The sequence below is a fragment of the Pseudomonas sp. B10 genome (assembly GCF_900156235.1).
GTDB classification, from domain to species: Bacteria; Pseudomonadota; Gammaproteobacteria; order Pseudomonadales; family Pseudomonadaceae; genus Aquipseudomonas; species Aquipseudomonas siliginis.
In genome coordinates, this window is sequence record NZ_LT707063.1 from 1,867,564 (window position 1) to 1,881,376 (window position 13,813).

Annotated in this window: 12 protein-coding genes; 3 read left to right on the plus strand and 9 right to left on the minus strand. The window is 61.9% G+C overall.

The window, feature by feature from the left end:
- Nucleotides 1-458: 458 nt before the first annotated feature.
- The 9 genes from BXA01_RS08360 to BXA01_RS08400 all read right to left on the minus strand — a co-directional run bounded on the left by BXA01_RS08360 (nucleotide 459) and on the right by BXA01_RS08400 (nucleotide 8,486).
- Nucleotides 459-1,499, minus strand: a complete 1,041-nt coding sequence (locus BXA01_RS08360) for an AI-2E family transporter (protein ID WP_076563832.1) — start codon at nucleotides 1,497-1,499, stop codon at nucleotides 459-461.
- A gap of 69 nt (nucleotides 1,500-1,568) precedes the next feature.
- Nucleotides 1,569-2,375 (minus strand): DUF4892 domain-containing protein, encoded by an 807-nt coding sequence (locus tag BXA01_RS08365; protein WP_076563833.1) that lies wholly within the window; start codon nucleotides 2,373-2,375, stop codon nucleotides 1,569-1,571.
- Between the two features lie 115 nt (nucleotides 2,376-2,490).
- Nucleotides 2,491-3,345, minus strand: coding sequence for an alpha/beta hydrolase (locus tag BXA01_RS08370; protein ID WP_076563834.1), 855 nt, complete (start codon nucleotides 3,343-3,345; stop codon nucleotides 2,491-2,493).
- On the minus strand, nucleotides 3,342-4,148 hold the full coding sequence (locus BXA01_RS08375; protein WP_076563835.1) for an alpha/beta fold hydrolase: 807 nt from the start codon (nucleotides 4,146-4,148) through the stop codon (nucleotides 3,342-3,344). The genes BXA01_RS08370 and BXA01_RS08375 overlap by 4 nt, the downstream gene beginning before the upstream one ends.
- A 152-nt stretch (nucleotides 4,149-4,300) precedes the next feature.
- Complete coding sequence (locus tag BXA01_RS08380) at nucleotides 4,301-4,744, minus strand: hotdog fold thioesterase (RefSeq protein WP_016773655.1); 444 nt, start codon at nucleotides 4,742-4,744, stop codon at nucleotides 4,301-4,303.
- 31 nt (nucleotides 4,745-4,775) lie between these two features.
- A complete protein-coding gene (locus BXA01_RS08385; RefSeq protein WP_076563836.1) occupies nucleotides 4,776-6,431 on the minus strand; it encodes an AMP-binding protein in 1,656 nt (551 codons plus the stop codon).
- Between the two features lie 202 nt (nucleotides 6,432-6,633).
- On the minus strand, nucleotides 6,634-7,086 hold the full coding sequence (sixA, locus tag BXA01_RS08390) for a phosphohistidine phosphatase SixA (RefSeq protein ID WP_076563837.1): 453 nt from the start codon (nucleotides 7,084-7,086) through the stop codon (nucleotides 6,634-6,636).
- A complete protein-coding gene (locus BXA01_RS08395; RefSeq protein WP_076563838.1) occupies nucleotides 7,083-7,430 on the minus strand; it encodes a DUF4389 domain-containing protein in 348 nt (115 codons plus the stop codon). The genes sixA and BXA01_RS08395 overlap by 4 nt, the downstream gene beginning before the upstream one ends.
- Nucleotides 7,431-7,460: 30 nt before the next feature.
- Nucleotides 7,461-8,486, minus strand: a complete 1,026-nt coding sequence (locus tag BXA01_RS08400; protein WP_041479589.1) for an NAD(P)H-dependent glycerol-3-phosphate dehydrogenase — start codon at nucleotides 8,484-8,486, stop codon at nucleotides 7,461-7,463.
- A 245-nt stretch (nucleotides 8,487-8,731) separates the two neighbouring features.
- On the opposite strand from BXA01_RS08400, the gene BXA01_RS08405 reads away from it, so the two are divergent.
- From BXA01_RS08405 to BXA01_RS08415, 3 genes are read left to right on the plus strand one after another with little or no spacing between them, the layout of a single operon-like run.
- Nucleotides 8,732-10,807 carry a TonB-dependent receptor domain-containing protein gene (locus tag BXA01_RS08405; RefSeq protein WP_076563839.1) on the plus strand — a complete coding sequence of 692 codons (2,076 nt, stop codon included), beginning with the start codon at nucleotides 8,732-8,734 and terminating at the stop codon, nucleotides 10,805-10,807.
- A 1-nt stretch (nucleotide 10,808) separates the two neighbouring features.
- A complete protein-coding gene (locus tag BXA01_RS08410; protein ID WP_076563840.1) occupies nucleotides 10,809-11,741 on the plus strand; it encodes an ABC transporter substrate-binding protein in 933 nt (310 codons plus the stop codon).
- A complete protein-coding gene (locus BXA01_RS08415) occupies nucleotides 11,738-13,642 on the plus strand; it encodes an ATP-binding protein (RefSeq protein ID WP_076563841.1) in 1,905 nt (634 codons plus the stop codon). Before BXA01_RS08410 ends, BXA01_RS08415 begins: the two co-directional genes overlap by 4 nt.
- Nucleotides 13,643-13,813: the final 171 nt, after the last annotated feature.

The window sequence follows — 13,813 nt, forward strand, 5'->3', positions numbered from 1 at the left end:
GGTTTCAGAGAGATATGGGTGGCTGCCAGGCCGCCTTCGCGAGCAGGCTCGCTCCCACATAAAAGCAAAGCAGCGCAGCTGCCCGCGGCGAAGCCGCACCACTCAACAATGAGCGCAAGCTCGAGTGCTCTTGATCTTGATCCACCGGCGACGTCGGAAGGCTGAGCGGAGGGATTGATCCGGGCGTGGGAGCGCAGCGACCGTCTGGCGCAGCCAGACACAGCGGAAGGAGGTGCAGCGAAGCAAACCGGAGCCGCTGCGCCCGGATCAGTCCCGCAGCGAAGGAACCCGAGCCTGCGAGGGCCGAACGCAGGAGCAAGCCTTTTCGGTTACCTTTTTGGCGTTTGAAAAAGGTGACCCGCCGTAAGGGCGGAACCCTAAGTCGCCGTTACCGCAGAAATGGATATTCACCCAAAACCCCAAGAGCCTGGTCGGCCCAAAGGCCGCCAAGCCCCCCCCTAGACCCGAGCCTGACTCTTACTCCAATCCGTCAAAAGACTATAAGCCACAGCCAACAACGTAGGCCCAATAAACAACCCGATAAAGCCAAACGCAATCAACCCGCCAAACACCCCGAGCAACACAATCACCAACGGCAGATTGCCGCCACGGCTGATCAGATACGGCTTGAGCACGTTGTCCACACCACTGATGATGAACGTCCCCCAGATCCCGAGAAAGATCGCCATCCCGTACTCACCCTTCCACACCAGCCAAGCCGTGGCCGGCACCCACACCAGCGGTGGCCCCATCGGAATCAGACTCAGCATAAACGTGACGATCCCCAGCACCAGCGCCCCAGGGACCCCGGCAATCAAAAAGCCGATCAACGCCAGCACCGCCTGCGCCGCCGCCGTACCGATCACACCGTTGACCACCCGCTGCACCGTTCCTGCGACAAGTTCGATGTAATAGCCGGCACGATCACCAATCAAGCGCTGCAGCAGACTGTGCACAAACGCCGCCAGTCGTGGCCCGTCACGGTAGAAAAAGAACACGAACACCAGGCTCAGCGTCAGCTCGAGAATCCCCCCGCCGATCTGCGCGCTGCGTGCCAGCAACCAGTTGCCGACCTGCCCCAGATACGGCTTGATCGAGACCATCAACGCCGCGCCCTGTTGATCGATGCTGTCCCACATCGACACCAGCCGCTCACCAACCAAAGGCACGCTGCCAAGCCAGGTCGGTGCTTCCGGCAAACCGTCGACCTGCACATCCTTGATGAATGCCGTGGCATCGCGCACATGATCGGCGAGGTTGAAACCCAGCCACACCAGTGGCGCCGCCACCAGCAACATCCAGCCCAGTGTCAGGATCAACGCGGCCAGCGATTCACGGCCATTGAGCGCGCGGGTCAGCAAACGCATCAGCGGCCAACTGGCGAACGCCAGCACCGCGCCCCAGAACAGCGCCGACCAGAACGGCGCCATCACCCAAAGGCTGGCACCAAACAACACCAGCAGCAGAATCTGCACCAGCAGGCGATCGTTATTGAGCATGGGAAGTCCCGGCAAAGTCAGTCAGCGAAAGAGTAGGCGAACACTGTGTGCATGCTCGCCCGGCACAGCTTATCGCAACAGGTCGATGCGCAGGCCAGAGCCTTCGAGATTGCCGGTTTCCATCCGGGCCGCCCGCACCCCCTGAGTGATCAACGCCTGGCGCCAGGCTTCGGCCTTGGGCCCGGAAACCGTGACCCGCAAGGTCGTGTCGAGATTCAGGCCACGGGAAATCAGGCGCAGCCAGGTGGCATCCGGCTCATCGACCAGTTTCGGGAAATCCAGCTCGCCGGTGCTTTTCAACTGGCGCAGCAGAGTCGCCGAGGTCGGCAGCAACTCGCCCAACGGCGCAGCCGCCTCGAATTGCTCGACATGCAGATAGGCTTTGCGATTGCCGCGAGTGATGCTGTAGAGCGCCACCAGCGTGTTGTCCTTTGGCGCCGCCAGCCTGAGCAACAGATAGGCCTGTTGTTCGTCAGAGCCATACAGCTTGGCGTTGCCGAACACTTCGTTGGCCCACAGGCTGCTTTCGCCGCAATCGCGGGCCTGGCACCAGAACAGCAACTCGGCATCCTGCTGTTGCAGGGCTTCGCGGGCGGCGGTAAAGGCTTCGGTGGCGGAATGTTCCGGCGGCAACTCGTAGGTTACCGAGGTGGTCTGGCCGCGGGCGGTGACCTGGCCGTCGAAGCGCAACTGGCCGCTGATCTTGCGGATCGAGCCCAGCGGGTAGATGCGCTCCAGCTCGGCCGCCGGGCGATAGTCGACAATCTGAGCATCGGCCAGACGCGGCACGATTTGCAGATCCTGGCTGCCCGGCACATCGGCAGCGAAGGACAAGGAGCTGAAGCAGCACAGCGCGAAAAGACTGAGTGGCCGCATAGTCAGGCTCACCGGACGGTCATGGCTGGGCGGGTCGGGGTCGCAGCGGTATAGAAATCCATCAAGTTTGTCTCCTGTTTCAACCCGCCCAGCCTCGGCAGTTGCCGGTAGCAAGTCAAGGCATGGCGAAGAAGCGATTGAAACAGTCTGCTACAAGACCTGCGCCAGCCTCGTCATTCAGGTGCAGATGATGCCCGCCCGGCAACTGTTCGTGACTGAAGGGTAGACGCTGCAGCAACTCAGGATGCCTGGCCAGCATGCCATCCGACGCGACCACCAGATGCGCCGGGCAACCGACGCGCAAGGCAAACGCCATTGCCTGTTCTTCCGTCAGGCGCAGCGGTGATGGCAGGGTCAGGCGATTGTCGGTGCGCCAGGTGTAACCGCCGGGCACCGGCATCAAACCGCGCTGGGCCAACAGTTCGGCGGCCTCGCGACTGACCGCCACCAGGCCTTTCATCCGCGCCTCGATGGCACGCTCGAGGGTGGTATAGACCGGTTTGCGCTTGTCCCGCAGAGCGAGTTGCGCCTGCAGGGCCATGCCCATGCGCTCGGCAGCGTTTTCGCCCTTGTCTGTCGGAGGAATCACGCCGTCGATCAGCGCCAGATGGCTGATGCGCTCGGGCAGCGAACCGGCCAGCACCATCGAGACAATCGCGCCCATCGAATGCCCGAGCAGGCCGAAACGCTTCCAGCCCAGTTGTTCAGCGACTTGCAGCACATCATGGGCGTAGTCCCACAGGGCATAACCGGCGCCGCTTGGTCGATGAGCGGAATGACCGTGGCCGGCCATGTCCAGCGCGACGATGCGCAAGCCATCAAGCTTGGGCGCCAGTCGCGCGAAGCTGTTGGCGTTGTCGAGCCAGCCGTGCAACGCGATCACCGGCAGGCCGTCCTCGGGGCCGAACATATGCGCGGCCAACTCGATGTGCGGCAGGTTCAGGCGCACTTCTTCGCAGGTCGGGCTCATGCGCAATCCTTGTTCTGTCGCTGTTCCCAGCGCATGAACAGATTCTTGAGCAGCCGAGCTGTGTCCTGCGGACGCTCCAGCGGGAACATGTGCCCGCCAGGCATGCTCAGCGCCTCGCCCTGGGGCAGACGCGAGACGAAACGTGTGTGATGGCGCATGACCACGCGGCTCTTGTGCCCGCGCACGATGGCCAGCGGCACCTGCAACTGGCGGGTGCGCCCGGGACTGGTGTGCGGCACGCCGCGATAAATGCTGATTTCGGTGGCCGGGTCAAAACGCAGACGCAGCTTGTCGTCGACCTGATGCAAACCGTGTTGCAGGTAGGCATCGAAGCATTCCGGATCGAAGCCGCGAAACAGGGTTTTGCCGGAAAAGTAAATGCGTGCACTGTCGAGATCGGCGAATTCTTCACGCCGCCCGAGGGTGCGCCCGGCGGGTGTCAGCCGGTCGATGAAACCAAAGCGCTTGGCCGCGCGAATCACCCACTGATCAGTGCGGGTCAGTACTGGCGAGTCGAGCATGACCACGCCGCGATACAGCTCGGGACAACGCAACGCCGCATGCAGGTGCAGCAGACCGCCAAAGGAATGGCCGACGCCCCACACCGGCTGCTCTTGCTGCTCCAGGTGATGGATCAGTTCATCGACCAGGTTGTACCAGTTGTCGTCCGCCGGAAAACGCGGGTCATGGGCGTGCTGCTCCAGATGCACGACCCGATACTCCGGCGCCAGCGCCGCGAACAACTTGCCATAGGTCCCCGAGGGGAAACCGTTGGCGTGGGCGAAAAAGATCGGTTGCGACATGCGGGCAAATCCATGAGCGGGAATCGTGGCGTTGATTGTCCGCAAGAGCCGGCGCCGCAGCAATGACCATAACTGCCAGAAATGGTGGTGGAGACGCTTCGCAAGCAAAAGACCACAACACCGAAGGCTGCGATCTTTTGATCTACAACCTGTCAACGCAGCGGCGGCTGCTCCCCCAGCGGCACCACCGCCATGGTCAGGCGCGATACGCAACTGGCCTTGCCCTCGTCGCTGGTCAAACGGATGTCCCAGACGTGCGTGGTGCGGCCGATATGAATTGGCGTGGCCACCGCCGTCACCCTTCCGCTACGCAAGCCGCGCAAGTGGTTGGCGTTGATCTCCAGGCCGACGCAATAGAACTTGCTGGCATCGATGCACAGATAACTGGCCATCGAACCCACGGTTTCCGCCAGTACCACCGATGCGCCGCCATGCAGCAGACCGTAAGGCTGGTGGGTGCGATGGTCGATGACCATGCTCGCGGTCAGCGACTGTTCGTCGAAGGCTTCGAAGCGAATATCCAGCACTTCGCCGATGGTGTTCTTCTGGATTGCGTTCAACTGTTCGATGTCGGGAGTAGTACGCCACAAGCTCATCGCAGACTTCCTTTGTTGTTGTAATCGATGCTCAATCCTGCCACAGCACCGCCTCGCTGCGCGCGCTCCATTCTTCGAAGCGTGCGCCGTAGCGGTCTTCGATGACGTTGCGTTTGATTTTCAGAGTCGGCGTGAGGAAGCCGTTGTCCACCGCCCAACTGTCCTTGACCACTACCAGTCGGTGCAGGCGTTCGTGCTTGTCGAGGGCGGCGTTGACCTCCTCCAGCAATTTTTCCAGGCTGGCGTGCAGGCTGGCACGAGGCTCTTGCTGATTGACCGTCGACAGCACGCACAACCCCAGCGGTGCACTCAGGCCATCGCCGACCACGCACACTTGTTCGATGCGTGAATGCACGGCCAGACGGTTTTCGATCGGCGCCGGCGCGACGTATTTGCCCTTGCTGGTCTTGAAGATTTCCTTGAGTCGCCCGGTCAGGCGCAGGCGCCCTTCGCTGTCCTGCTCACCCTTGTCGCCGGTGCGCAGAAAGCCGTCTGCGGTCAGCGTCTCGGCGGTTTTCTGCGGTTCCTTGAAATAGCCGAGCATGTTGGCCTGGCTGCGCACCTGCACTTCGCCGGACTCATCGATGCGCACCTCGACTTCCGGGCACGGCTGGCCGATCCAGCCCTGTTTGTATCGCCCCGGCAGGCAGATATGCGAATAGCCGCAGCCCTCGGTCATGCCGTACACCTCCAGCACATCGAGGCCAAGTTTCTGATACCAGGCGAGCAAGGTCTGCGGCACCGGCGCGGCACCGGACAACGCTACGCGCAAGGCATCCAGGCCGAGCCCGGCCAGCACTTTGTGCCCGACCCGCTTGCCGATGAAGGGCAACCCGAGGAGGAAGTCCAGACGCTGCGCCGGGATCTTGCTGTACACCCCCATCTGGAATTTGGTCCAGATACGCGGCACGCCGAACATTGCCGTAGGCCGCGCGCGCTGCAGATCGGTGATGAAAGTCTCGAGGCTTTCGGCGAAGAACACGGTCTGCCCGGTATAGATCGAGGCCAATTCGACAAACATGCGCTCGGCAACGTGGCACAGCGGTAGATACGACAGCAGCCGATCGTTCTCGTTGAGCCCGAACAACTGCGTGCCGCGACTGGTAGCGAAACCGAGATTGGCGAAACTGTGCATCACGCCTTTGGGCAGGCCGGTGGTGCCGGAGGTGTAAATGATCGTCGCCAATTGCTCGGCGGCGGGACGTGGATCGTCCTGGATTGGCGAACAGCTCTGCAGATCCGCCCAGCTGTAATCGAACTCCCCCGACGGATGCAGCGGCAGGCTGATGGTCGGCAGGCCCGCCGGCACGCCCTGCGCCATGCCCGCCCAGTCATCCAGTTTGCCGATGAACGCCAGCGCACTTTCCGAATGAGTCAGCACTTGTGCCACGGACTCGGCGGTGAGATTGGGGTACAGCGGCACGGACACATGCCCGGCCATCCAGATCGCCAGGTCGGCGATGATCCAGTGCGCGCAGTTTTTCGAGATCAGGGCGATATGGCTGCCGGGCGGCAACTCCCGCGCGCGTAGCCAGTGCGCGGCGCAGCGGGCCTGATGGCCGACATCGGCCCACGTCAGCGTCTCGACCTGACCGCCGCCGATGGGCTGCACAAGAAAGCGCTGGCGCGGGTGCCGGGCTTCCCGTTCGTAGAACACGTCCAGCGGCAAACGGAAGGCGGCAGACATGCGACTCGCTCCTGTTTTTTTGGTCTGGAGCAAGCGTAGTCAACCAAGCAAGTGCTTGGTTGGAATTTTCAAACAAATAATTTCTTGGGGTGACAGAAACCAATGTGGGAGCGAGCCTGCTGGCGAATGCAGTATGTCAGCCCAAAAAGGGTGAATGACACGCCGCCTTCGCGAGCAGGCTCGCTCCCACAGGGATATAGCGTTAAGGGTGCTTGAGGCTGTTGAGCTTCATCGAGCCAATCAGCAGCTCGCTGTGCTCAAGCTCCGCCAGCCCCGCCGTACTCACCCGCTCCGGCGGATGCCCGGCGCCGTGCTGTAGATAGCTGAGCAGATTGCCCACCAACGGGTTGTGGCTGACCAGCAGCACATTGCTCACCGCGACCAATTGCTCGGCGACCTTGTCCGGATCGCTCTCCGGCGTCAGCCACTCGACCGTACGGATCTCCGGCTCGAACCCCAGCGCCTCGCGCACGATCTGCGCGGTTTGCTGCGCGCGCAGATAAGGGCTGGCGTAGATCGCCGTCAGCGGCTGGCCCATCAGATGCGCAGCGCTGCTGAGGACTTCGTTACGGCCGTGCTCGGTCAGCTCGCGCTCGGAATCGATTTTCGAGCCGTGAGGCACTGCCTCACCATGACGCAATACCCACAGTTTCATAGTTTGGGCTCCTCATCGCGCACCGGGTGCGCGGTCGGGGCGACGGTGTGCGGCGCTTCCCCTTCCGGGGTGCGCGGCGCTGGCCAGTCGGCGAACGGCCAAGGCTTCTGGTCACTGTGAAACGTGCCGAAGCGGCCGATCTGCGCGAGGAACTGGCTGAGGCTGTCGCCGAAATTCATCAGGCTGGCGCTCGGTGCGCCGTAGATCAGGCGGTAGATCAGTTGCACCAATACCACCGCGCCGAGGATGAACTGCGCGACTTGCCAGACCAGCAGATAAACGATCATCCACAACACCCGCAGGAGGATGGATTCGTACTGGGTTTCGCTTTTCGGTTCGTTCATGGCTTGCTTCCTGTCCGTGTAACAGCTGAATCAGTTGAAACCGCTGGTGGAAATAAAGTCGACGTCGGTTTTCGGCTCGGCACGCATCAGTAGACCGATCACCTGCTCCAGCGTGCGTCCTTCGAACAGGATCGCGTGCAGCCCGGCGACCAGCGGCATGTACACGCCGACTTCCTGGGACTTGGCCTTGAGCACTTTGAGGGTGTTGACCCCTTCGGCGACCTCGCCGAGACGCGACACCGCTTCGTCGAGGCTCAAACCCTGACCGAGGGCGAAGCCGACCTGGTAGTTGCGGCTCTTGGGTGACGAACAGGTGACGATCAGATCGCCAACCCCGGCCAGACCGAGGAAGGTCATCGGGTTGGCGCCCTGATTCACCGCAAAGCGGGTCATCTCGGCCAAGGCGCGAGTGATCAGCATGCTCTTGGTGTTCTCGCCCATTTCCAATGCCACCGCCATGCCGGCGATGATCGCGTAAACGTTTTTCAACGCCCCGCCCAGCTCGACACCGAAACGGTCGGCGCTGGCGTAAACGCGGAAGGTACGACCGTGCAGCGCAGCTTGTACTGCCTTGCACAGTTCTTCGTCTTCGCTGGCAACCACCGTGGCGGTCAACGCGTGCTCAGCGATTTCCCGTGCCAGGTTCGGCCCGGACAACACGCCGATGCGCGCCTGCGGGGCGATCTCTTCGAGAATCTGGCTCATCAGCTTGAAGGTCTGCGCTTCGATGCCTTTGGTCAGGCTCACCAGCATCTTGCCGCTCAAACGCTCGGCGTGGGCGGCGAGTACGCTGCGCAAGGCGCTGGACGGCAGCGCGACAAAGCACAGATCACAAGCATCGAGAGTGGCCTGCAGGTCGGTGACAGCAGTCACGCCCGGGAGAATCTTGATGCCTTTGAGGTAACGCGGGTTTTCGCGATTGACCCGGATGGCCTCGGCCTGCTCGGGGTCACGCATCCACTGAAGGACTTGATGGCCGTTCTCGGCCAGCAGATTGGCCACGGCGGTACCAAAACTTCCGCCTCCCAGGACCGCAATCGGGCGCTGTTCAGTCATATGCAATCCGTTAATCCATACCAGTGGCGATGCCGGGCATTATACGGGGCGACCCGGTGGCGGCCAGCCCCAGCAACAATTACCGACATTTGTAGGAAGAAGACCAATAAAACCTAGGAAAATGCCTGCAACGTCACTGGAAAAGTCGCCGCCCTCGGTTAACATGCGCGCCAATTCTTCTCTCTGCAGGCTGTGTCGTGTTTTCTGGCCCTCCTTCCCCGAGCTCGCCCCTGTTACTCGCGCTGATGTTCAGCCCGCTGGTGCTGGCGGACGATCTGTTCGTCGACAGCCAGACGCTGCCGCCGGTACTTACCGCCACGCGGCTGAAGCAGACCCCGGCCGAAGTACCGGGGAGCATGACCGTTCTCGACAGCGAATTGATCAGCGCCAGCGGTGCCCGCGACATCAGCGAGCTACTGCGACTGGTGCCGGGGATGATGGTTGGCAGCATCAACGGCAATCAGCCGGCGGTGAATTACCACGGCACCAACGCCAGCGAAGCACGGCGCATGCAGGTGTTGATCGATGGCCGCTCGGTGTATCGCGCCGGGCTGGCGACGGTGGACTGGAGCGATATTCCGGTCGCGATGGAAGATATCGAGCGGATCGAGGTGTTTCGCGGTCCGAACACTGTCAGCTATGGCGCCAACGCGTTGATGGCGGTGATCAACATCATCACTCGTCACCCGGCCGACAGCCATGGCACGCGCCTGAAAATCACCCGTGGCCAGCGTGGCATCGACGACTTTTATGCCAGTCAGGGCACCGGTTGGGATGGCGGCGATCTGCGCCTGTCGCTGTCCGGCCAGGAAGACGACGGTTTCGACAGCGATCGTATCGGCGCCGATTATCGCGACAGTCGGCGCTTGAATCGTCTCAGCTTGGCGGTCAGCCATGATCTCAATGAAGATCAAAGTCTCGACTGGCAGCTCAACGCCAAAGACGGCAGCAATCAGCGGCCTTATACCTACCGCCCGGTGTTCTCGGGGATTACCGACGCAGGGAACAATTCCGACGTGGTGGCCAAGGATTACGCCGGTTCGGTGCGCTGGAACCTCGACATCAATCCTGAACACAGCCTCTATGTGCAAGGTTCGGCGCAGCACTGGGATCGCCAGCAGGTCTGGCGCGCCTGCGATGCCGAAGTGTCGTTCAGCCCTGAACTGACGCAGCTGTGGCAGCTCAACCCGAATTACACCGAACGGCTGGCGCGCAACATCAACCAGTTCACCGGCCCCGGCGCGGCACCCGGCACGCCGCAGGAAATGGCGCTGGCCAATCAAGTGCTCGAGCAATGGCGCAACGGCGCCAGCCAGACCTTGTGCGGCGATATCGACCAGAGCGCCCGCGAATCGCGCTACGACCTCGAACTGCAGGACACCCTCAGCCTGGCCGACAGCCTGCGACTGGTCAGCGGCCTCAACTACCGCTACGACCGCGCCGATTCCGAGACCTATTTCAACGGCACCCTCGACGACACCACCTGGCGCGCCTTCGGCCAACTGGAATGGCGCGCTACCGAGCACTGGCTGCTGCAGGGCGGGGCGATGTTCGAAGACACGCAACTGATCGGCAGTTCGCTGACCCCGCGCTTCGCGGTCAACTACCTGATCAACCCGCGTCACGGCCTGCGCGCGGTGTACTCGGAGGCGATCCGTTCGCCGGACATGTTCGAGAACAACGTCAACTGGAGCTATCAGGTCAGCAACCTGCGCCCCTCGGCCTACGGCCAGTCGTCGGCGCGGTATTTCGTCAAGACCCGTGGCCCCGGCGATCTCGATCAGGAACACATGCGCTCGCGCGAGTTGGGCTACAACGGTTACTTCGCCGAGCTCGGGCTGGCCGTGGACGTGAAGCTGTTCTACGACGAAATCACCGGGATGATCAGCGAGCCGCTGCGCAATAATCAGTACATCGCCAGCAACGCCAACAGCTCGCGCTTTCGCGGCACCGAAACGCAACTCGACTGGCGCCTCAGCAGCGCCGACCGCTTGCGTTTGACCTACGCCTTCGTCGACGCCGAGGCGAGCAATCCGCTGGATCAGCAGTTGACCTCGCGCAACAGTGGTTCCGCCGGTTGGCTGCGCAACTGGGGGCATGGCTGGAACAGCGCCCTCTTTTATTACGGTGACAACGCGCTCAACGGCTATCGCTTCGAACGCGTTGACACGCGCATCGCCAAACGCATCGCCATTGGCAAAGCTCAGCTGCAATTGGCCGGCGTGCTGCAACAGCGCCTCGACCATCAGCCGAACACCTTCGTCGACAATAATTACGATGAACGCCGGGTGATGTATTTCAGTGCCGAGCTGGAGTTCTAGGATGCGCAACGGCCCGTCACGGAAGACGCCAACCCTTGGCCACTGGCTGGCGGGGCTCTGCCTGTTCATGACCGCGTGGCTGCACGGCGTCGCGGTGCAGGCGGCGGATATTCTGTTGACCGGCGCCGAGGAAAGCCCCGGCGTGCAGGCTTTTGTACAAGCGCTGAGTGAACTGCGCCCGACCGACAATGTGCGGTTCCAGCCGCTGGCCAGTTTGCCGGCACCGGGCAAATTACCGGCCAGTCTGCGCTTGATTCTGCTCGACCTGCCCAGCCTCGACTGGCGTCTGCAAGGCTCACAAGGCCCGTCGACGCTGGTGTTGCGCATCAGCCGCTTGCAGGCGCGCCAGCGTTTCGCCGATGCCCAACCGGCGCGCCTGAGCCTGCTCTGGAGCGACCCACCGCTGAGCCGGCAATTGCAACTGATCCGGCGGATCTTGCCGCAGGCGCGGCGGGTCGGCGTGCTGTTCGATGAGCACGGCGAATTCCTCATTGACGAATTGCGCGCGGCTGCACGGCCATTGAACCTGGAGATTGTCAGCCAGCGCTGGGACAACATCCACGACAGCCGTCCGCTGCAAGCGGTGCTGAAAAGCAGCGACGTCTTGCTCGGCCTGGATGACCCCGATCTGTACAACTCGCAAACGGCGAAAAACCTCCTGCTCAGCAGCTACTCGCGTCAGGTTGCGCTGATCGGCCCCAACATTGCATTCGTTCGCGCTGGCAGCCTCGCCAGTACCTACAGCGACCAGAGCGACTGGCTGGCGGTCCTCGACCATTTGCTCGATCAGCCCACCAGCGCATGGCCTCGAACGCTTTACCCCGCTCGTTTCAAAGTCTCAAGTAATGCGCAGGTGGCTCGTTCCTTAGGCATCGAACCGCTGAATAAAGCATCTGTCGCCAGTGCCTTGGCCGAAGGAGAGCGCCGCCCATGAGTTTTCGTCGCCGTTGGGACATCAACACCCGCACGCAGCTGATCAGCCTCGGCCCGGCGCTGCTGCTGACGTTGCTGTTGATCAGCTTCTTTACCTTCGTCCGCATTCAGGATTTGCGTCAGGAGCTGAATCACACCGGCCAGCTGATCGCCAACCAACTCGCCCCGGCCACGGAATACGGAGTGATCTCCGGCAACAACGAAGTGCTGGAAAGCCTGCTCAAGGCGACGCTCGCCACGCCCAACGTGCGTTTTCTCGAAGTGCAGGACAGCGCCAACCGGATTCTGGTGTATGTCGAACAACCGGCCGACAGCCACAGTCGCCCGCATCAGGTCGAAGTGTTCCAGGCCCCGGTGCGTTTGCAGCGGATCGCCTTACACAACGACTTCTTCCAGGACGGCAAGGTCAGCAACAGCACCGCCGGCGAGGATTATCTCGGGCGAGTGATCGTCGGGCTGTCCAATGACGCTTTCAGTCAGCGCCAGCAGGAGATCCTGTTCAAAGCCGGGGTTCTCGCGCTGTTCGCCCTGCTCTTCACCTTTGTCGTCGCCCGTCGTCTGGCCGGCAGTCTGTCGCAGCCGATCCGTGACATTGGCGATGCGGTCAAGGCGATTCAGGAAGGCGATTACAAAACCCCGCTGCCGATTGTCGACGACACCGAACTGGGCGCGCTGTCGCAACACATCAATAACCTCGCCCAGGCGCTGGAACAGGCCAGCCGCGAGCAGCAGCAGGCGATGGCGCAGTTGATCCAGACCCGCGAAGAGGCGGAAAAGGCCAACAACGCCAAATCGGATTTTCTGGCGATGATGAGCCACGAACTGCGCACGCCCATGAACGGCGTGCTGGGCATGTTGCAGTTGCTTGAAACCACCGAGATGACCGAAGAGCAGGTCGAATACGCCGCACTCGCTTCGGAGTCGACCGAGCACTTGCTCAAGGTCATCAATGACATTCTCGACTTCTCGCGAATCGAGCGTTCGGAGCTGGAGCTGGAGCACATCCCGTTCAATCTCGCCGAGCTGATCGGCGCCTGCGCGCAGTCGTTCCAGCACAGCGCGGTGCAGCGAGGCTTGGCACTGAATCTGCGCATTCCCGACGACATGCGCGGCTTGCAGGTGCAGGGCGATCCGACGCGGATCCGGCAGATTCTGGTCAATCTGGTCGGCAATGCCTTGAAGTTCACCGAGCAGGGCCGGGTCAGCATCGAGGCGCAATGGCAGTCGCTGGACCATGAACTGCTGTGGTTCACCTGCTCGGTGCGTGACAGCGGCATCGGCATTTCTTCGGAAAGTCTGGAGCTGATGTTCAATGCCTTCCAGCAGGCCGACAGTTCGATCTCCCGTCGTTACGGTGGCACCGGGCTTGGTCTGCCGATCGCGCGGACCCTGGCTGAACGCATGGGCGGTACGTTGCGCGCGCAGAGCGAAGAAGGTCGTGGCTCGGTGTTCACCCTGGAAATCCCGCTGGCACTGTATAAACAGGCAATGCCAGCGCTGGCCGCGCCGCGAGCGCCGAACGGTAGTGGTCAGGGCGAAGGACGCCATGTGTTGCTGGTCGAAGACAATCCGGTCAACCAGACTGTGATCGAAGCGATGCTGCGCAGCCTCGGGTTTGCGGTCAGCGTGGCGACCGATGGCGCGCAAGCGGTGCGCAGTGCCGAGGGTGGCGAATTCGAAGTGATTCTGATGGATTGCCGGCTGCCGATCATCGACGGCTACGAGGCCACGCGACAGATCCGCGACCTCCCCGGACGCCGCGATGTGCCGATCATCGCGCTGACCGCCAACGCCTTGCAGGGCGATCGCGAAACCTGTCTGGCAGCGGGGATGAACGATTACCTGGCCAAGCCGTTCAAACGCAATGACCTGCAGCAGATTTTGCAACGCTGGGTGTCGTAGTGTGGGCCTTTCGACCATCTGCGACTGGCGTGAAAAGCGAAAGTGCGGCAGTCTTAGGCACCCGAACGAGCCCCAAAAGGGGCTTGATTAAAAATTTCAGTGCACAAGTGTACATTCATGTCCTTGGTGCTGTGACTTTCACCACAACGCAATAGTCTATGAGTAGGCTGC